This window comes from Burkholderia sp. AW49-1 (assembly GCF_053427845.1).
The window spans coordinates 1-20355 of sequence record NZ_JBSAXF010000046.1; the positions used below are offsets into that span (position 1 = coordinate 1).

At 62.6% G+C, this 20355-nt stretch carries 12 protein-coding genes; 6 read left to right on the forward strand and 6 right to left on the reverse strand.

What is annotated here, in order from left to right:
* Window positions 1-650 precede the first annotated feature (650 nt).
* On the forward strand, window positions 651-2807 hold the full coding sequence (locus ACV22W_RS31880) for an ATP-binding protein (RefSeq protein ID WP_448023435.1): 2157 nt from the start codon (window positions 651-653) through the stop codon (window positions 2805-2807).
* A 2-nt stretch (window positions 2808-2809) separates the two neighbouring features.
* On the opposite strand, the gene ACV22W_RS31885 is transcribed toward ACV22W_RS31880, so the two are convergent.
* The gene (locus ACV22W_RS31885; protein WP_448023436.1) at window positions 2810-5272 is read right to left on the reverse strand and encodes an ATP-binding protein; all 2463 of its coding nucleotides are present in this window, start codon (window positions 5270-5272) and stop codon (window positions 2810-2812) included.
* Between the two features lie 328 nt (window positions 5273-5600).
* Here ACV22W_RS31885 and ACV22W_RS31890 point away from each other — a divergent pair, with 328 nt between their 5' ends.
* Both ACV22W_RS31890 and ACV22W_RS31895 read left to right on the forward strand, forming a co-directional pair.
* Window positions 5601-5867: a hypothetical protein gene (locus ACV22W_RS31890; RefSeq protein ID WP_448023437.1), complete on the forward strand. Its 267-nt coding sequence runs from the start codon at window positions 5601-5603 to the stop codon at window positions 5865-5867.
* A gap of 304 nt (window positions 5868-6171) precedes the next feature.
* Window positions 6172-6465 (forward strand): H-NS histone family protein, encoded by a 294-nt coding sequence (locus ACV22W_RS31895; protein ID WP_448023438.1) that lies wholly within the window; start codon window positions 6172-6174, stop codon window positions 6463-6465.
* 718 nt (window positions 6466-7183) lie between these two features.
* On the opposite strand, the gene ACV22W_RS31900 is transcribed toward ACV22W_RS31895, so the two are convergent.
* Both ACV22W_RS31900 and ACV22W_RS31905 read right to left on the reverse strand, forming a co-directional pair.
* Complete coding sequence (locus ACV22W_RS31900; RefSeq protein ID WP_175910483.1) at window positions 7184-7498, reverse strand: helicase; 315 nt, start codon at window positions 7496-7498, stop codon at window positions 7184-7186.
* A 56-nt stretch (window positions 7499-7554) separates the two neighbouring features.
* On the reverse strand, window positions 7555-7974 hold the full coding sequence (locus ACV22W_RS31905; RefSeq protein ID WP_448023440.1) for a DUF1810 domain-containing protein: 420 nt from the start codon (window positions 7972-7974) through the stop codon (window positions 7555-7557).
* A 646-nt stretch (window positions 7975-8620) separates the two neighbouring features.
* On the opposite strand from ACV22W_RS31905, the gene ACV22W_RS31910 reads away from it, so the two are divergent.
* Both ACV22W_RS31910 and ACV22W_RS31915 read left to right on the forward strand, forming a co-directional pair.
* The gene (locus ACV22W_RS31910) at window positions 8621-12844 is read left to right on the forward strand and encodes an autotransporter domain-containing protein (protein WP_448023441.1); all 4224 of its coding nucleotides are present in this window, start codon (window positions 8621-8623) and stop codon (window positions 12842-12844) included.
* A 283-nt stretch (window positions 12845-13127) separates the two neighbouring features.
* Window positions 13128-14087, forward strand: a complete 960-nt coding sequence (locus ACV22W_RS31915) for an alpha/beta hydrolase (protein WP_448023443.1) — start codon at window positions 13128-13130, stop codon at window positions 14085-14087.
* A 280-nt stretch (window positions 14088-14367) separates the two neighbouring features.
* Here ACV22W_RS31915 and ACV22W_RS31920 read toward each other — a convergent pair whose 3' ends face one another.
* Both ACV22W_RS31920 and ACV22W_RS31925 read right to left on the reverse strand, forming a co-directional pair.
* A complete protein-coding gene (locus ACV22W_RS31920; RefSeq protein ID WP_448023444.1) occupies window positions 14368-16959 on the reverse strand; it encodes a YbcC family protein in 2592 nt (863 codons plus the stop codon).
* Window positions 16960-16980: 21 nt separating this feature from the next.
* Window positions 16981-18573: an NADH-quinone oxidoreductase subunit L gene (locus ACV22W_RS31925; protein ID WP_448023445.1), complete on the reverse strand. Its 1593-nt coding sequence runs from the start codon at window positions 18571-18573 to the stop codon at window positions 16981-16983.
* A 97-nt stretch (window positions 18574-18670) separates the two neighbouring features.
* Between ACV22W_RS31925 and ACV22W_RS31930 the strand changes: the two genes are divergently transcribed.
* Entirely contained in the window at window positions 18671-19600 is a 930-nt protein-coding gene (locus ACV22W_RS31930) for a LysR family transcriptional regulator (RefSeq protein ID WP_448023446.1), read from the forward strand.
* Between the two features lie 163 nt (window positions 19601-19763).
* Here ACV22W_RS31930 and ACV22W_RS31935 read toward each other — a convergent pair whose 3' ends face one another.
* The gene (locus tag ACV22W_RS31935) at window positions 19764-20162 is read right to left on the reverse strand and encodes a hypothetical protein (protein WP_448023447.1); all 399 of its coding nucleotides are present in this window, start codon (window positions 20160-20162) and stop codon (window positions 19764-19766) included.
* Window positions 20163-20355: the final 193 nt, after the last annotated feature.

Sequence of the window (20355 nt, forward strand, 5' to 3'; positions counted from 1 at the left end):
ATTACGGCGTTGTCCCCCGGCAATCGATACACCTGCTTCGCGCTTCGTCTCATACAACACCTTCTCGGTCAGAGGTGCTGCGACCACCGGTTGAATCCGCCCTGACTACCTTGGTCGCTGTGGTGTATCAGTTCGACTGGTCGGCCGCGTCGCCAGAGTGCCATCGGTAAAGCCGCTGCAACTGTCTTCGCGCGGAACGTTAGCGCTCCATCATACCCAGGATTTTTAAGGCAAATCAGAGTTACTCCTTGATTGCGAACGGTCCTTCGTGAGGCCGTGGTGCGGATGACGGCGCTTTTCATTTTTAGGACACGTCTTATATTGCGGCGTCACTTTGTGATACAGAATCCCGACCAAACAACGTGCGCAACAACGCGCTCGACCGCTGACAAGGTCGGGCTCGGCGCACCTTTCAAGCCTTCGTTATGCAGGTGTTGCATCCTTAGGGTCTCCCATCCGTGACACCTGAGACCGGCCGCGGCGTGGTGATCTGACAGACAACCTTCGGGATTCTGACGGCGACGCTTGAACGAGAAGCAAATTGTCGGGCCTTGTGCGATGTATCGAGTGAGTCAGGATCGCGCTCGCGACGCAGCGGCGCCTCGCGATTCATTCCGTCAGCATCGTCACATATCAAAGCTGCATTCATCATGAAAAACGTACACGATTCGCGCTGGACTCAATGGTGTTCGCTCTGTCGTGCATTGCTTCTGGCTGTCTGCGTGGTCTTGCTGCCGGGCGCGGTCGCGTCAACGCTTTGGCAGAAACCGGTCTTCACCGATGATGAGCTGCAATGGATCGACGCACACCCGATCGTTCATATAGCGGTCGAGGCGAACTGGAGTCCAATCGAGTATGTAAGCAACGGACAGCACGCCGGTCTTGTCGCTGGTTACCTGAACGCGGTGTCGAGAATGACGGGACTCACGTTCAACACGGTGCCAGGGACGGAATGGGGGCGTGCGTACGATGCGCTCGCTACCGGCAAAGTAGATTTGCTGCCGGGTGTCTGGCGAGAGTTGGTACCTGACCTTGCCGGCAGCCGCGCGCTCGTCAGTTCGCCTTATCTGGTCGGTCGGCTGACTGCCGTGACGCGTGACAATTCCGCGGTGGTTTTCAGTCTGAAGCGGCTCGAAGGCCGGCGCGTCGCGATCAAGGGGCGTGGCGCGGTCGAATACTTCACCCGTCATAGCGGTGTCGCGCTCGACGTGCTGACATTCGACACCGAGGAACTCGCACTTGCCGCGGTCGCCAACGGAGAAGCCGACGCCGCGCTTGGCATAGACGTGACGATCCTGCCGATCGTTCGCCGGCAATTTCCGGGGCAGCTTTACATGTCTGGCATGCTGGCGGATCGCCCCGTGTCGCTGGCCATGCTCACGCGCGCCGATCTGCCGATTCTGGCGTCGATCATCGACAAGTCGCTCGCAGCGATTCCGGTGAGCGAAGCCGCTGCGATCACGCGGGACTGGATTGAGCTCGGAGACTACGGCAAGCCGACTCTACGCTCAATCCTGCATTATCGCGCGCCGCAGGTGGGCGCGGTTGCCGCGACGTTGCTGATATTCGCGTTGTTCGCCTATCTCTCCTGGAAATCCCGCGCGGCGGCGATTCGCAGCAAGCGGGACAAGGCGATGTTCCTCGCGTTCGTGAGCCACGAAATCCGCATGCCGATGCAGACTGTTCTCTCGTCGCTCGATTTTCTTCGTCACTCGCATTTGCCGCCACGACAGGCCGACCGCGTGGATGCAGCCGTGTCCGCGTCGGAGACGCTCTTGACGCTGCTGGACGACATCCTGGAATACTCCCGCCTCGAATCGAGCAAGGTGACGTTTGACGTGCAGGTAGTCGAGCTCGAGTCGTGGGCGCGGGAAACTGTCGATATGGTGCGCTGGCGTGCCGAACCCAGGGGAATCGCGATGGCGCTAGACATCGAAATCCGGCCGGCGCTGCATGTCGAGATCGATCCGCTCCGCGTGCGCCAGATCGTGCTGAACCTGCTGGTCAACGCAATTAACTTCACGGACGGCGGCATCGTTACGTTGCGTGTTCGTATTTCTGCGCCCCGCCGAGGACGAAACAGCACGCTGCTTCTGGAGGTTTGCGACACGGGAGTCGGCATTGCAGCGGATCAATTCAAGCATCTGTTCGATGCGTATTGGCAAGATGATCGTGCTTCACGTTCCGACGGAGCGGGTAGCGGGCTCGGCTTGACGATCTGTCGTGAGCTCGTCGAGTTGATGCGTGGGACGATCACGGTCAGCAGTACACCGCATGTCGAGACCGTCTTCTCGGTCAAGCTGCCGGTCGCAGTCACGAATGACGCGTCTTCGGCACAGTCAACCGCCTGGGCGCCTGTGCACGCACCAGCATCCGCCGCCCGATCATCCGGGAAGGTACCCTACATCCTGATCGTCGATGATCACGAAGCCGTACTGGCCTCGCTGCAGGATCAATGTGAGGCGCTAGGCTGCGTCGGCATCATCGCGGATACGGGGGAGACCGCGTTGCAGCAGCTCGCGCATACGCATGTCGACATGGTGCTACTGGATTGCAATCTCCCAGACATAGATGGCTACGCGCTCGCACGCGCGATCCGTCAACGCGAGTCGGCAAGCAAGGGACGACACATTCCGATCATCGCCATATCGGCAATCACCGGCGACGTGCACAAGGTGCGTTGCTTCGAGAGCGGCATGGATGGTGTGCTCGGCAAGCCGCTGCGGCTCGAAGCGTTGCGGCAGATGATCGCGATGTGGTGCCCTGCGTATGCGGGTCTTGCACCGGATCAGGTGGTAGCCTCATAGGCTTACGCGCGCGCGCTGTACGGCTTCGATTCGCCTGAATCCGGCGTAGCCGTTTCGACGCGATGCTGGCGCGACAGATCATCATGAAGCTGGCCGACATTGCCAGGAATCCCGTCGGACACCGCCTCCAGCATGCGCTCGAGCTCGGCTGCCAGGTTACTCGTCCCGGCATGCCCGGCAATGGCGGCCGCCCCTTTGATTCTATGCGCCATATAGCGCGCCTTATCGGCATCGCCGGCCGAGAGCGCGGCGCTAAGAGATGCCAGATCCGCGTCGATACTTCGACGGTAGATCTCGGGGAATTCCCGCCCCGCTATGGGTGTGGGTTCGACAGACGGCTGATGCCTGTCGAGCTTGCTTGCCGGGCACCAAAGATCGATCATCTGCCGCAACGCTTCGAGCCGCAGCGGCTTGCCGAGCACACCATCCATGCCACTGTCGAAGCAGCGCTCACGATGCACATCTTCTGTCGACGCCGAGATCGCGATGATCGGTGTGCGCGCCTGTCCACGTTGTTGCTCGCTGGCGCGCATGCGCCGTGCGACCGTGTAGCCGTCGAAGTCCGGCAGGTCGCAATCGAGCAGCACCATGTCGTAGTGAGTGCGCTCGAACCGATCGAGCGCTTGCGCGCCGTTGCCGGCGGCGGCCGAGTGGCACGCGAGTGCATCAAGTTGATGCTGGATCGCGTGTTGAACCGCTTCATGATCATCGACGATGAGGACCATCGGACCTTCGTCGACTCGCTCGGAAGCTCTGATATTGGTGGTCGTGTCGGCTTCACGTGAAGGGGCCTCCGGCGCGGCCGCATTCCGGCCGGCTACCCATGGGGTACGTTGCGCGGGCAGGATCACGGTAAAGATCGTGCCCTTGTCGGGGCTACTGCTGACGGTAATCACGCCGTTCATGAGCCCAACCAGTTCACGGCAGATCGACAGACCCAGGCCGCTGCCGTTCACGCGACGGCTGCCCGGCTCTTCGACGCGCTGATAGGGCTCGAAGATGCGGCTCTGACGCGCGGGCGGGATGCCGATCCCGGTATCGCGGACTTCGATCACAAGTGAACCGGCAGTGTTCGGCTTGCCTTCCAGATAGTCGACACGCAGCCATACTGATCCCTCCGACGTAAACTTGATTGCATTGACGAGCAGGTTCAGCACGATCTGCCGCGTGCGGACCTGATCGATCAGCAGGGTCAAATCGGCTGGACAGGCGAGTTCAAGCGCAAGGTTCAGTCCTTTCTCGTCGACCCTCCAGCGCACCATGTCGGCGCTGCGCCGCAACCACGCGTCAATTTGCGTTGGTTCGGGCGTGAGTGTGACGTTGTGCGATTCGAGTCGCGAGTATTCGAGCACGTCGTCGAGCAGGGTCAGCAGCGATTCCGAGGCGGCAACGGCTGCATCCGCTCGACCTGCCTGTTTCGGCGTGAGCTGCGACTGCTGCAGCAACTCGAGCGACGAAAGGATCGTGTGCATCGGCGTGCGGATCTCGTGACTGATGAACGCGAGGAACATGGCCTTTTCGCGCTCGCTGCGAACTGCAGCGGCGCGGGCGCGCCACGAAAGGAACGCGATGGCTGCTAGCGCGAACACGGTAGCGCCGGCTGCTGTGACCTGCCAGCGTCGGTAGTAAAGGATTGAGCGCAGCGTCGGCTCGCCGTAGTCGGTCGATTCCATCCATCGGCGCGAAATCTCCTCGCCCGTGCGAGCGGGAATCGCGCCCAACGACTTATCGAGAATGGATGCGAGCACGGGCATGTCGCTGCGGGTTGCCAGGGCCAGCGCATATGGCCGCTCCGGCAGGCCGCCCGCCAGGAACAGCTGACCCAGGAACTGCCGGCGTAGCAACGGCAGGATTGACATGTCCGGGCCGACGGCCACATCTGCTTTGCCGTCGAGGACGGCAGTGAGCGCATCCTGCTCGTCGTCATAGGTCAGCAGCGTCACGGGCAGGCCGCTCTGGCGAATCGCATATTCCAGCCCACCGTTGCCCTTGATCGCGATCCGTTTGCCGGCCAGATTGCGGGAATCGACGAACAGGTTCAGGTGTTCCGGCGCGGCCACGACCATCGTGCCGACGAAGTACGGTTGGCCGACAATGATGCCGTCGCGATACATCGACACATCCGCGCTTTTCGATACGTCCGGCACCACATCGATCTTTCCGGAGATCAAGGCGTCGTGCGAATCCGCCCATGACAGGCCATCGACATACTCGAAGCGCAATCCGCTCACGCGCGAAATCGCATCGAGATACGACGGCACGATGCCAACTACCTTCCCGTGATCGCGAAATTCGAACGGGCGCCAGTGTGGATCGATTGTGGTGCGCACCACCGGATGCGCGGCAATCCACGCCTTCTCTTCAGTTGTGAACTGCGGCGAATTGCTTGCCCATCCGAACGTGGGCGTCAGCCAGACGAGTGCGCTCGTTAGCATGGCGCATCGTTTCAAACGTAGCTTGCTCACGTTGTTCAACCAGATTGTTGGCCGGTTTGCCGTGGACGGTCCTCAGACGAGTATCGGATGCCGAGATAGTCGCAAGTAAAACCGAAAAACGAGACCGACATCATAGGTCGCGCGTTGCGGAAACGCAATGCGGCATTGCGATCGCAGAACCTGCGGATTTAGCCACACGGGTCAAAATTGCCCCAAAAGCCGGTGGGCTAGTCGAAATAATCGTGGATGGCATCCCGCTGCAATAACGGGGCTAGCCGTTTCGTGCCTTATACAACAACGATAAGAGTAACTATGATGCCTGGTCACCAGCCGATCAGTGTCGTGATTCTGGGCGACCATGCACCTGACCGAGAAGAATTTCATCGAACCGGTAGCGAGCTTCGCTAAGTCGCACGACCTGATTCGCTGGCACGAAGCGAACCGCGCCGATGTAGTGCTACTCGACTACACGCTTGGTCCCGGCGAGTCGACGGCCGCGATCTCGTCGAAGTTCTTCCGAAGCCTCAAGGCGATCAGCGCGCAAAACCAATCCGCATATCGTAGACTCGGTATCCGCAACGATGCCGAATTGTTTGCCGCCCGCAAGTTGATCGAGAAACACTGAATCAACTCCGCTTACGGATCGCGCATTGTCATCGTGATCCGCTCCGTTGCAGCCATTGCAGCCTTCGGCGCTGGGTTGCCAGCGATCGGTCAGGTTACGATCGGTCGAGAATCGGACATCTGAACTTGGCGAGAAGCAGACAGTCGTATTTGTGTGAATTTAAATCGGTAATCCGAAGCGTGGAGGCGTTTGGTTCTTAGCAAACCACGAATATAATGCGTTTGTCGAGGTCGACGGACTACGCTCAAGCCCAAGGCCACCTCAACCACCGATCAATCTTCTAAATCGGAGTCCCTGCACATACATGGCTACCTATCTCGAGCTGAAAGCCCAAGCCGAAGCGCTGGCACAGCAAGCGGAAGAAGTTCGACTTGCTGAACTTGACAGCATCATCACGACGATCCGTGAACAGATCGCCGAATATGACATCACACCGGAGCAGCTTTTCGGGCGACGCCGTGCGGTTGCGACGAACAAGAGCGCGCCGGTTGCGCCAAAGTATCGTGACCCGAAGACTGGCGCAACATGGAGCGGGCGTGGCAGGGCCCCTCAATGGATTGCGGGAGCAAAGAACCGCGACCGGTTTTTGATCAAATAGTGAGTCGAGTTGACGGTTGAGCACAAAACCGGTAACGCTTGCCGATGGGAAATACTGGGCGACATGTCGCGAGCGGACTGTCTTCGCTGCCACCGCAAATGGGTATGGTGACGTATTTCCCGGTGCTGAGATGATCGTCAAAGACGGTTGGGCTTCCTTCACCCGTGACGGCGTCGAAGTGTGGAACTGCAGCGCGCAGTACGCCGCAGCGCACTTCGACGTTCAGTCGGCTTAGGAAAATCTGCAGATGAGCGAACTTGTTCAGATTGCGCCCGGCGTCGTGTTCTCATCCGATGTGCTTGGCGCCGATTGGGTGCGAAAGTATCGACCGGACGATAGGAGTCCTCCGTCCGCGGACGACATGAGCCTGGCGCCAGGAGAGGGCGATCAAGCAGTTCGCACCAGCACACCGGCTCAGTTGTCGTTGTTGTAGAACATCGTGGATGACGGACACCGTGTGGCTGTCGGCCTTCGCGTTACCGTCGACGTTCCCTCCCGAGTCGGTGCCCGACGCCTGTACCTGTGTCGCCCGTAAGCGCGTGCTGGGCTGCAACGTGACCGGCAACATGTCGACCGCGCCTCGGTATCCACTCGAGATCCGCGGCAGTTCCCCCTGTTTCGATTTCTGCGCAGTTCGACTCGGTCCGACGTGTGGGGCCAACTACCCGGCTCCTGGAACAGGCCCAACGCTCCCTTCAGTTTCCGGTTCGACCATCGTTTACGCGTCGTTCAACCAGGGCATTTCGACGGGTGAGACTACCAGTTGCCGGAAGTCTCGCTTCAGATCGAAGATGAACCCGACCAGGATCATGGAGTCGGCGTAAGGAATCGGAAAGACCTGTGGATTCTCCGGCGTCCGCAGGGGGCGCTCGGGCGTGTCTGCTGTCGCCGCAGCGTTCTCGCGAACGCTTTCCAGTTCGTCAGCCATCGCCAGGCCAGCGACTTTCAGTACGCGGCTCCGCAGGTCGCTGAAGGGTTCGATGCGCGCAGCGTCTTCGTGGTATTCGGGCACTTCATAAACGAACCAGGACATTGTCGTCTCCCGTGAGAAGGGGCGCTATTCTAACGCGGCGTGAGGACCGACACCGGCTAGATTCGCGCAAGTGTGTTGTGATCGCCCTCGCCACCGAAATATTTCTCGAGCGCCTCCACGAACACCGCGTTGTCGGCAGTCGCATGCGCGAACAACGTGACCGACGACTGGAATTTGAGGTAATCCGGATACCCGAAGATCGTCTGGATCGAACTGCCTTCGATCTGATTGACCAGATGTGTGCATTCACGCAGCCTTTCGCCGAGCAGCGGATGCTGAAGATACGCGATGGCTTCGGCCAGTGTCGAGATCGCGTACCGTTGCGCCATCGCGCTGTTGCCAAGCCCTTCGATCTGCGGAAACACGAACCACATCCAGTGGCTTTGCTTGTGTCCGTGCCTTAGCTCGTCGCATACCCGCGCATACACCGAATCCTGCGCGTCGACAAAGCGCTGAAGATCATGGGGATCGTCCATTTTGCCCTCCGTCCGTTCCGGCGCGGAAAGCCGCCGGAACGCCTATTGTGAGCGTGACCCGGATGGAGGGCAAACGTCACCTTGACCGTGCGCTCCCCTCGCTGTGCATCGCATCCCGCGGACGAGTTCTAATTTGCTGCAGTGCACTGCGTCGCGCTCGCTCGTTCCGGGCGACGTCGCGCATGCCGCCGGATGGTGACGTGTCGGCAACGGGCGTAGCATTCAGACGTGCGGCCGGCCGCGATTCTCGCTGACGGATCGGGGGCTGCAGTCCGGGCGCGCCGCCCAAGCCGCCATCGGGCGCATCAGCGGTCTCCTGATCGACTGGTTGAACCGGGCTATTCTTGGGTCGGGGTCATCGCGGCCTCCTGATAGGCGGCCGCGCTGTTGCGTTCAATGGACGCAAGACGAGTTGCGTTGCCTTACTTCGTTCTACGGCCGGCACCTGGAATGAGTTGGCCACGCCGGGAACATTTAATTGGTTCAGCCCATGTTATATTCTGCCGCGCACTAAAGCCCTGCGCTCAAACCGTCCACAACGCACCAATAAAGCGGTCTTCGAAGCGCAAATAACAAATGCTTCATAAAGCTGACGCATTCCCCGGCTCATTTTGAATCCGTGTGGTTTGCGACCGGGGGAAGAATAATGAATCGCGTTTATCGGCTCGTCTGGAATCCCGTCCGACGACAAGTGCAAGTGGTGTCCGAACTCACTGCGGCATCCCGCAGCAATACGAATGGCAGCCGGACAGTTTGTAGCGCCTTCGTTCGCACAGCCATGCCAACCGTTTCCGTCATTGCGGCGGCGGTGAGCCTTGCAGGCTTTTCACCGATGGCATCGGCGGTCACATGCTCCGCAACGTCGACAGCGGGATGCAGTGCCATTGGCGGCGCGGGAATTCCGGCCCGCACGGGTAGCGGTGGCGCCGGCAATGGCGACGGCGGCGGCGCGAGCACATTCAATGCATCCACCGGCACGACCGACCCTGTCTCCGGGGCCGCATCCTCGACCGGCATCGGCGGTGCGGGAGCTGCCACCCAGGATGGCGCAGGCGGAGCGGGGGGCGCCGTCGGCGGATCGGGCTCCGGCACGCTCGCCGTCAACACCTCGGTAATTGGAGGGGGCGGGACGGCCGGCGCTCTCGCGACGAACTTCGGCACGGGCGGCGGCGGCGGTGGCGCGGGCTTCGTCTTTTCCGGCTTTAATCTGTCGCTGGATTCCGGCGCGACGGTTCAAGGCGGCGCGGGCGGCGCAGGCGGGCAAGGCGCAGCCCCGGTCGCTTCAAATGGCGGCGGCGGAGGAGGTGGCGGTACCGGTCTCATGTCGACCACACCCGGCACATTTATCACCAATAACGGGATCGTGGCCGGTGGCGCCGGAGGCGCCGGCGGCGGTGGCGGCGCGACGGGATTCGGCGGCGGTGGCGGAGCAGGCGGAGACGGCATGCTTGTGCTCGGCACCAACACGAGTGTCGTCAACACGGGCAGTGTGACCGGCGGCGCAGGCGCCGCCTCGGGTAGCGGAAGTTCCGCAAGTCCGAACACGTTCGGCGGCGGCGGCGCCGGCGTTCGCCTCGTGGGCGCGGGCAGTTCGATCGCCAACATCGGGACGATCAACGGTGGCGACAGCTCGGGAGGCGTTGCGGGGGCCGGTATCGTGACGTATGGCAACGCGACGATCACAAACGCTGGAACGATCAGCGGTGGCCTAAGCGGCGGAGCAAACGCTTCGTCGATTCAGTTCGGTGGCACCGGCAACAATCTGAATCTTCTGTCGGGCTCGACGCTCAACGGCGCGGTAACGCTCGATGCCGGCGCAACCGCCACCATTGCCGCTCAAAATCCGAACCTGTCGCTGACGCCGTCGGTCGTCCTGACCGACTCGGCATCGACCGTGACCTTCAGCGGCACGACCACTGGCCTCACCGTATCCGGCGCAGTGACCGGCGCAGGCAACACGGTCGCGACGGGCGCCGGCGGCAAAATAACGATGACGGCCGGGAATACTTATACGGGCAGCACGACCATCAGCGGGGGGCAACTCGCCCTCACCGGCAGCGGCAGTATCGCGGCCTCCAGTGGTCTGCTCGACAACGGCCTATTCGATATATCAGGAACGACGAGCGGCGCGCAGATCAAGAATCTGACCGGATCGGGCGCGGTCGCGCTTGGCTCGCGCACACTCTCGATCACATCCGGCAGCGGTACATTCAGCGGCTCTATTGGCGGCTCCGGCGGCGTGAACGTCAGCGGCGGCACCACGACGTTGGCGGGCGGCAATGCCTATACGGGGGCAACCACGATCGGCGGCGGCACGCTGGCACTATCCGGCGCGGGCGACATCTCGGCATCGAGCGGGGTAATCAACAACGGAAGCTTCGATATCTCCGGTACGACGAGCGGGGCTTCGATCGCCACGATCTCCGGGACAGGTTCCGTCGCGCTGGGCGGCAAGACGCTGACCGTGAACAAGGGCTCTGGCGCGTTCGGCGGTTCGATCACCGGCACGGGTGGCCTCACCGTGAGCGGCGGCGCGCTGTCCCTTACCTCGGCGATGGGCTACACCGGGACGACGACGATCAGCGGCGGTACCCTCGCGCTTTCGGGTGCGGGCGACATTTCGGCGTCGAGTGGCGTCGTGGCCAACGGTACGTTCGACGTCTCGGGTGCAGCGGGCAATGCGTCGATCCGATCACTGTTCGGCTCGGGGACGGTTGCGCTGGGCAACAATACGCTGACGTTGGTGAACGCATCCGGGAATTTCAGCGGTTCGATCAACGGCGCAGGCACGCTCGTGCTGGCCGGGGGCTCACAGGTGCTCGCGGCGCCCAGCAATATCACCGGATCGGTAACGATCGGTGCCGGCACACTGGCACTGACGGGCGGCGGAAGCATCGCCGCGGCGAATGGCCTGATCGATAACGGAACGTTCGACATTTCGGGAACCACGAGCGGTGCGCAGATCAAGCAGTTGACCGGCACAGGCACGGTGACGCTCGGCGCGCGCACGCTCGGCGTGACCGATGCATCCGGCACGTTCGCGGGCTCCATCAATGGCACGGGCGGGTTCTTGCTGACATCGGGCACGCAGACGCTTACCGGCGTGAACGGTTACACCGGCGGCACGACGATCAGTGCGGGCACGCTTGCGCTATCGGGAGGCGGCGTGCTGTCGTCGGCGACGCCCATCACGCTCGCGTCGTCGAATGCGACGCTCGATCTTTCGGCCGCCAGCGCTCAGCAGTTCGCTAGCCTCAGCGGCGCATCCGGCTCGCGCGTCTTGCTGGGCGGCAACGCGTTGACCGTAGGCGATGCAACCGATACGACATTTGGCGGTACCTTGTCGGGCCCGGGCGCGTTCGTCAAACAAGGCACGGGCACGCTGACGCTCGATGGGATCAGCCGTGCATTCTCCGGAACAACGACGATTGCCGCCGGCACGCTTGAAGTTGGCGACGCCGCCGATCCGTCGGCGCTATTGGGCGGGAATGTACAAGTCGCGTCGAATGGTACGTTGCGCGGTCATGGCACCGTTGCAGGCAACGTCGCGAATGCCGGCCTGGTTGCGCCGGGCGGTACGATCGGAACATTGACGCTCGGCGGCGACTATACCCAAGCGTCCAACGGCACGCTATCCATCGAAGTCAGCCCGACCGCCGCATCGCAGTTGCGCGTCGGTGGCACCGCGGCGCTAAACGGTACGCTGCACATCGTTTATGACCCGGGCACCTACAGCGCGGGCCGCTATTCGTTGCTGACGGCCGGCAACGGTGTGAGCGGCACGTTCTCGAGCATCACGAATAGCGCGCTCGCGGGGGCGGATCTATCGTCGCTGCAACAATCGATCACCTACGGCGCGAACCAGGTTGACCTTGCCCTGACTGCAGCGTCCAACCCAACGACAGGCGGCCCCGGCCCGATCGTGATTGCGCCGCAGAACACCACCATCTTTACAACGGAGGGCACGTCGGCCCTGACCAGAGCGCAGACGATCAACTCCGCTCTCGTCGCCCGCCTAGGAAGAAACAGCGAAGCCGGCGGATCGACCATCTCGCCGGCCGGCACTTGGGTTTCTGCGATGGGATCGAGCACGAAGGTTTCGGGTACCGGCGGCCGCCCCGGCTTTCTTGCGCGCGAATACGGTTTCCTGGCCGGTATCGATCATCGCGAAGGGGCCAACACGGTAGGCATCGCGGCCGGCTACTCGCACACCGCGCTTGACGAATCTTCGACCGGCGATTCGAGCGCGGCCGACACGCTGCGCATAGCGCTCTACGGGACGCGTTCTTTCGGCCCGATCGATTTGGCTGCAACGGTCGGCTACGGTCTCGATTTTCTTTCGCAGAAGCGGCCGTTCGGATCGATCGGTACGGCCGAGGGCGATCACTACGGCAACGAGTTCAGTGCCGCGCTCCAGGCAGGGATGCCGATCGCCGTCGGCGGCGTCACGATGACGCCGCGGCTCGGACTGCGCTATGCATACTTCCGGGGCAACGGCTTCAGCGAAAGCGGCGCTCAGGGGCAGAACCTGTCCGTCGATGCGGACAACGCGCGCAGCCTGCAACCGTTCGTCTCGCTCGCGATCGACAAGGCGTTCGGCGATGCGCTCGCGCCGATCGACGTCGAGTGGCGCGTTGGCTACGCCTACGAGGCGTTAAACCATGCTCGCGGCTTAGCCGTCACGTCGCAAGACGGTACGTCGTTTTCAGCGCCGGGTACCGACCTTCCACGGTCTTATCTGATGACGGGTGCCAGCGTCAGCTTCCGTCCCGCGAAGTCCATGTCGGTCGCAGTCGGGCTGGACGCGCTCCTGAACGTGGGGCACGCGTCGGCCCAGTCGGCGTATGCGAGACTCGACTACCGGTTCTGACCTGCGGCTGTTCTGCCATTATGGGCGGCGCGCGTCATGTCGCGTGGAGCCCACGGCCGTGAACCGGGCCGACGGGCCAATCGGTCGGCATTCGCGCATGGCGCTTGGACGAGACGGTGAACTGGCTGCGCGTGCTGGCGCCCGGACGATGAACGCCTGCCCGTGACCTCAAGAGAGGCGTCTTCCGCTGTCGTGAGATGCATGCATCCGCTTCCGCTCACGTTTCGTAAATCCCGAGATCAGGCGTCGTATGCGGCCGGAACCTTCAGGGATAGCGACTTGCATGAACATCAAAGCAGGACTGGCCGTGCTGTCGGTGCTGCTCGCGGTCGGCCTGCTCGCCGCGTGCGGTCCGATGCGGCTACTGAATGCGCTGACGCCGAGCTACACGTTCAGTCTTTTCGCAGATATCGCGTATGGACCGGGAGAGCGCCAAGTGCTCGACGTGTACTTGCCCAAACGCGTCGTGGATGACTGGCCGGCCGATGCAAATTCAGGCGTGCCCGTCGTCGTGTTCCTTTACGGCGGGAGCTGGCAGTCCGGCGAGCGCAAGGACTATCTGTTCGTGGGCGAGGCGCTGGCGTCGCGGGGTTTTGTTGCCGTCTTGCCCGACTACCGGACTTATCCGGCCACCACCTTTCCCGGTTTCGTCGACGATGCCGCGCAAGCGGTGGCGTGGGCACGCGAGCACGCGGCTGCGTTCGGCGGCGATCCTCGGCGCCTGTTTCTGATGGGGCACTCCGCGGGCGCACAGATTGCCGCATTGCTTGCGACCGATGGCCGCTATCTGGCGGCACGGAAGATGCAGAAGAGTGACATCGCCGGCGTGATCGGGCTGGCGGGGGCTTACGATTTCCTGCCGCTGCGTGATGCAATGCTTGAAAGCATATTCCCCGAGGAAGCACGCACCGCGAGCCAGCCGATTCGATTCATTCAGGGTACAGAGCCGCCGATGTGGCTCGCCGTCGCGGAGAACGATACGGTGGTCGAACCCGGCAACACTTATCGCTTCGCACGCGCATTGCAGAACACTGGCGATACCGTCGTGGTGATGCGTTACAGGAACGTAAGCCATGCAACGATCGTGGGGGCTCTGGGCGCGCCGTTGAGAGGGTTGGCGTCGGTGCTCGACGATCTCTCCGCGTTCGTGAGTCACGTCGCGACGGTGTCGAATGCTGGAACGGCAAGCGGGCAGGCGACGGGATCTGCCGCATTGGCTTGCTCTGCGGTTTCGGCTCGATGATTGAGGAAAGCCCTGCGTTGCGCGCGCAAGCGGGGCGGTTCGGTATCGGCAACGGGGCCGCCTCCGCTGAACAGGTCGCGGCGCTTGTAGAGCGGGTCCGGACGCTCGGTTACGACACGACGATGTTGCGGCGCACCGCGCATTAGGCGATCGCGCAAAACGCGTGCACGGCGCCATCGGCGCGGGAGCAACGCCGAGCCCCGTATGCGCGAACGGCAGGCCGGCAGGCCTGGGTCCGCGCGCGGTCGCGCGAGTTCACAGCGACTACCAGCTCGTTGAATTACTGTCGGGCCGGACGTATTTCCATTTGCAGTTCATGCCATGCCCCATCGCCGAAACGCAACAACCCCGACTCACCGAAACGCCACAGATGAAGCCAGCCGTTGTCGATCAGTTGCCGCACTGCCGGATGCCGGTCGATTACGCGTTCGATCGCGGCGCCCGGTGCATCGATGATCACGGTCAGGCGCAAGGGCTCGTGTATCCAGCGCCGGCCATCATGCAGCGACTGTTTCGAGAGACCGATGCGCAGGTCGCCACTGTTGCCTTCAAAGACGCCGATATCCCCGCCGACGACGTTGTGAAGGACCTTGTTGCCGCAACCCATGTGCATGGGATCGCATGTCGATGCATGGTATTGCCAGTTGATCCAGTGCGCGACGAGCATGGGTGCGGTCATCAGCAGCTCGAGCAGGCTGCCATCCGTATCCTGCGAGAAATCATAGTCGTGCAGGAAGCAGCGACCGTCGAGCACGGCGCCGTGGCTGCGCTTGCGTGGCGCGATGATGAACGCGGCATTGCCGGCCAGCCCCAATTCCGGGCGAGTTTGTGCGCCGTCGTTGGCGCGCTCGCGAAGGCTGGCCAGTAACCTGTCGGCTTCCATTCGCGGGTCGAGACCAAGGCGTACCGCACGCTCGCGGCGCACCTGGTCGCACGCATGACCCAAGACGCACAGCAGCTTGCCCCAGCGCGCCGCGGCGACCGGGTTCAGGAGGTCGACGTCGAAGCCTTCGATCTCATCGGTCGTGGTGTTGTGCAAGGCCGCGACGAACGTCGTTTCGTCAGGCACGTCGATGCCCCGCTGCTTGAGACCTGCGCGCACCACGGGATCGTTCAGCACCTGCGCCAGCAAGCGTGCATTGACTTCCCCGCTCTGGCCGCAGCAGGCGCCACAGTCGAGGGCCGCCGCATGCGCATTGTTTGCGCTCTGGCTGGCGTGACCGATCAGGACGACCAGCGGTGCGAGCAATCGCTCGATGCCCATGCCGTGCAGGATGCGCGCGGCCAGGTCGACCTTGGCCTGGTCGTCGATGCCGACGAGTGTCGGACGGCAGAGAACCTTGTAGCGGTTCGGCAGACCGGCGAGGTCGTCGCGAACCCGCCGTTTGCGCGACGGCTTCAGCCACTGCCGCATCTTTGCCAGATAGCTCAGGCCGGCAGCCTCCACGAACGCGAACGAGGTGCCCGGCAAGCGGGTCGCGGCAGACGCCTGATTCGACAATGCGAACCGTGCGCGGCGGGCCTTGCTCGCAGCCCTACTCGTTGCTCCGCCGACTTGACCTGCGGTCGTCGATACGGTGTCCGTGACTTCCAGGGTGGGGGCGAGCAAGCCGGGAAGCTGAGGGCGACGCGCCGACGTGGCGAACGGTGTATATGCGATGGGCAGGCCGAAGAACCCGGCGAAGCCGATCGTCTGGACCGCCGGCCAAATCGACTCGACGGCGCGGCGGAACGGCTCGCTGCGAACGTCGATGCAGAACGCAGCCTGGACGTCGATCTGCTGTGCGGCTTCCGGGGTTGTCCGCGGCTGGCCGACCGCAACGAGTTTGCTTGCCAGTTCGCGCTGGTAGCCCGCCTCGAAGGCCAGCTGCCAGACCTCGTCGACCAGCAGCAGCGCTTGCGCATCGGCCAGCAGCGCTGCCGAATCGCGCCAGTGGCCTTGCACGGCTGCAAAAGCGCGACGTGCCGCCGCATCGTCCTTGCAGTCGAGCAGCAACGCGCCCCATGCCAGCCGTATTGCGAGCAGGTCGCGCAGGTGTTCGTCGGACTGGCCGAGCAGCCGAGCCTGCCAGCCGAGATAGGCGCACCATGATGCCCAGCCGTTGACTGTCAGAAGCACCGCCTCAAGGTAGTCCGGCCACACGGTTTCGGGCAGACCGAGTCGCTCCAGTACCCACGACTCGGCATCCTGTCGCGTGGCGGGGAGCGCCTTGAGCGACTGACCGAGGCGCGGCAGACCCATCAGCGCGCCGATACCGTGATCGTGTGCGATCGTGTCTCGCCAGAAGGCGTAGAGGCTCTGGTCATGATGCGGCCGCCAGTCCGCCTGATGCTCGTCGAAGTAGGCCGCGCAGATCTGGCTGACCTGGTGCGTGATCGCCTGACGCCACGAGAGACGCTCGTGACGCAATGGGTCGTCGTCGAGTACATCGATCAGCAACGGCAGGCGGGGCAGGGCGAGTGGACGCGTCAATGCGTCGATGCAGGTGCGCTCTGTCATGCCTGCCGCTTGTGCAGCCGGCAGGGCCTGCACCGCATACTGCAGATCTGCCGGCGCGATGCGCCCGGATTCCCATGCCGAACGGATGTGATCGCGCGGCGGGAAGACCTTGATGTCGGCCAGCACGGCCATCCGCGCAGCGACCTCTCTCACGGGGCGGCCAATGCGCTCCCAGTGGGGGTTGACGGCGATTGTGCGATCGAGCGGCCAGGCAGGCGCGATCGATCGGCTTGCCGCCTCGCATGCCGCGTCGATACGCTGACGCGGGATTCCACGGTCGGCATTCTCGGTATCGTGCGCGGGTCGAGCGGCATCGTGTGCCCGCGGTACAGCGCCGCGCTTATCCGCTTTTTCAAGTGTTGCAGTGCTCATGTCATTTTCCGGATAAGCGGCTCATTGCTCGGTGAGACCAGGCGTCCTGCCCGGAGAGGGGCGCGGTGCATGGATGGCGTCGTGCGGCGCCCAGCGGGCGGGCCAGACCCGTAACGCGAGGCGCGTGTAGAACTCGTCGACATAGAATCCCGCGTAGCTCCATCGCCGCCACGTCGCAAAGCGTTGCGGGCGGCACTGCAGCGTCGCGAGGCCGACATAGAGCAGCGCCATGCCCGCGAGTGCGACCGGGCCCGCGACGCGGAACGGCGTATCCGTGACGCCGAACGGGAGCTTGTGCGCGAGGGCGGCGACGGCCGTGTAGACGGCGACCAGCGCGGTGCCGAAGAACATGTGCATCCACGCGCTGGCGGGCTCGTCTCCTTCTGCGACCGGTATCCATAGCAGCGGCGCCCACGCCAGCGCGAGCACGCCGCTCCACCACCACGGCCAGCTTCCCATCGGCACAAGCGCCTGGACGAGCAGGACGACTGCGAGGCTGCCGGCTGGCGCGAGCATCAGGCTGGCGACTGCTGCGTCGCTGCGCCCGCGCATGATCTGCAGGCGTGTGTTTTGCACCGCCGACGACGCAGAAAGAAAACTGTGCGCCTTGTAGAGCGAATGACCGATCAAGTGCAGCGCAGCCAGCTGATACAGGCCGAGACCGCATTCGAGCACCATGAAGCCCATCTGCGCCACGGTGGACCACGCGAGGCGCACCTTGATACTGATGCGCGTGAGCATGACGAACCCGGCCAGGAACGTGGTGCCGAGGCCGAATGCGACCAGCAGCCAGCGTGCGGCCGGAGACACCGCGAGCAGCGGTGCGAAGCGCATCAGCAGGTAGCCGGCAAGATTGACGACACCGGCATGCAGCAGCGCCGAGACCGGGGTCGGCGCCTCCATCACCTGGATCAACCAGCCATGGACGGGGAAGAGCGCCGTGCGCAGCACGATCGCCAGCACCAGGCAGACTGCACTCGCCTGCAAGGGCGTCGACGCACCGTGTGCCGCAATGTGTTCTCGAAGCGCGGCGAAGGTCCCGCTGCCCACTTCCGTCCATGCCGATCCGGCGGCCACGAGCAGCAGCAGATCGGCCAACCGGTCGACGATCTGCTTCTTGTAGGCCGCCAGCAGCGCGAACGGACGATCGCTGTAGAAGCACAGCAGGTGGCGCAGCGACACGCCGACGCCGGCCCATGCCGCGATCAGCAGCAGCCAGTGACCGGACAGCAGCAGCACGTGAACCGACGCCAGCACGCCGGCGAATGCACCGGCGTAACGCGGCTGCCCCGGTTCACCCTGCAGATAGCGCCCGGAGAAGATGCCGATCACGGTGCCGAGCAACTGCACCAGCGCGGCCATCCACGCGGCGAGCGGGGTGACTTCGATCCACGCGGCCCACCCGGCGCCATGAATCGGGGCGGGCTCCGGGGCCGTTGCTAGCACGACCGGCTGAATCAGCGCAGCCAGCAACGCAATCGCCGCGAGCCGGTGGAACGGTTTCCATACGGCGGGGCTGTCATAGGGACGGGATACCAGCAGAGCGGCGGCTATCGACATCAGCACCGCGGGCGCCAATGCGCAGACGAACAAGAGGACGTGGGTGGGGGGCATGGCAAACATCTCGCGAAACAATGGACCGAAGGATGTTCGCTGCGGATCATTCTGTAAAATATATTCTATAGAACGTAAACATTGATAAAAGAGAACGATGCGGATCGAACATCTGAACTTTCATCACCTCTTCTACTTCTGGCGGGTGGCCCGAACCGGGCATCTGACACAGGCGGCAGGCGAGCTTCACATCTCTCAATCGGCCCTTTCCGCCCAGATCAGGCAGCTGGAGGACCGACTGGGCGAGGCACTGTTCGAGCGCGAAAAGCGGCGGCTGATCCTGACCGACACGGGCCGCATGGTGTTCACCTACGCCGAAGACATCTTCGGCCTTGGGCAGGAAATGCTCGGCAGGCTCCAGGGGCGTTCGGAAGGCATGCTGCGATTGCGCGTGGGCAGTGTTGCCACGGTCTCACGCAACTACCAGGAAAACTGGATTCGGCCGCTTCTGAGTGATCCGGACGTGATGCTCACGCTCGAGTCGGGCATGCTCGACGGCCTTGTCGAGCGGCTTCTGCAGCACCAGTTGGATATCGTGCTGGCGAATGAGCCGCTGCCGTCCGACCCTGACCGACCGCTCCATTGCAGTTTTCTTGGCAGCCAGGCCATCTCGCTAGTGGGGCCTGCGAGCATCTGGCGCGGCCGTAAACTCCGCGTACCCGACGACCTCGGCGGGCTCGATGTGGCTTTGCCGGGGCCGAGGCATGCGCTACGGGCCCGCTTCGACGCGCTGTGCACTTCTGCCGGTGTAAAGCCGCGGGTCAGGGCGGAGGTCGACGACATGGCGATGCTGCGTCTGATCGCGCGGGACAGTGGGTGGCTTACGGTGCTACCAGAAGTGGTAGTGCAAGACGAATTACGGCAGGGTGTTCTTGTCAGCGTAGGACAAACGCCCGAACTTCAGGAGCATTTCTACGCCATTACGATGCCCCATCGGCATCGCATTGAACGCCTTGAACAATTGCTTGCGGGGGCAACACTCTCTGAGGTCGAAGCACTCGGCGGAAGTTTGAGTGCTCCTGAGTAAAGGTGTGAGTGCATCGATCCAGCGGGAGTGCAGCTTTGCGACAAGTAGTGGAGGTGACCTGCGACGAAATTATGTGACCAGTCAGGCAGTGAGTCTCGTGTCGATATTATCGGAATCCAGCCAGGCTCGACGGACCGTGGCGGGAGGTTGATAGCGATGCGCGCTATGGCGTCATGCATCGTAGCACCGCGCACTTCGAAATCGAATTGCGAGAATTCGAGCAGATGGTTAGCCGAGTCTTTGATTTTCGGTTTCTCGAGGCGAATATTGTGCGAAACGATGAAGATTTTTTCGTGCCGCCCCTGGCGGCCAGCGCGAGCTGTTTATGGAAGATCATGCTTGCCGTCAGCTTGAGGCGGCGCTGTTCGTACTGGATTTCGGCCGGATAGACAGCGTGATTGAGCGGGTCCGTGATGGGAGACATCAGCACGGGCATGAGCTGCTTGAATCCGCTGTCGAGTAAATGACCTTGCAGCGAACGCAAGACCCGACCGCGGATCGTTGCAATCGAATCGACATTGGGTGTTTGCGACGATTGAAAATAATTTTCGATATTTTCCACGGCCGGAGAATTTAATAAAACTAAGGCGTCGAATTATGGATTTTCAAATCGCAATTTCAATGTACAGATGGGAGTAAATAACTCTACAGATCCGGGAATTAAGTTGATCTGTATGTTGGGGGCTGTTTAAGTGCTTGGGGGGCTGCCAATCGTTATCATAAATTACGACAATGTTAATAATGCCCGCTGGCCC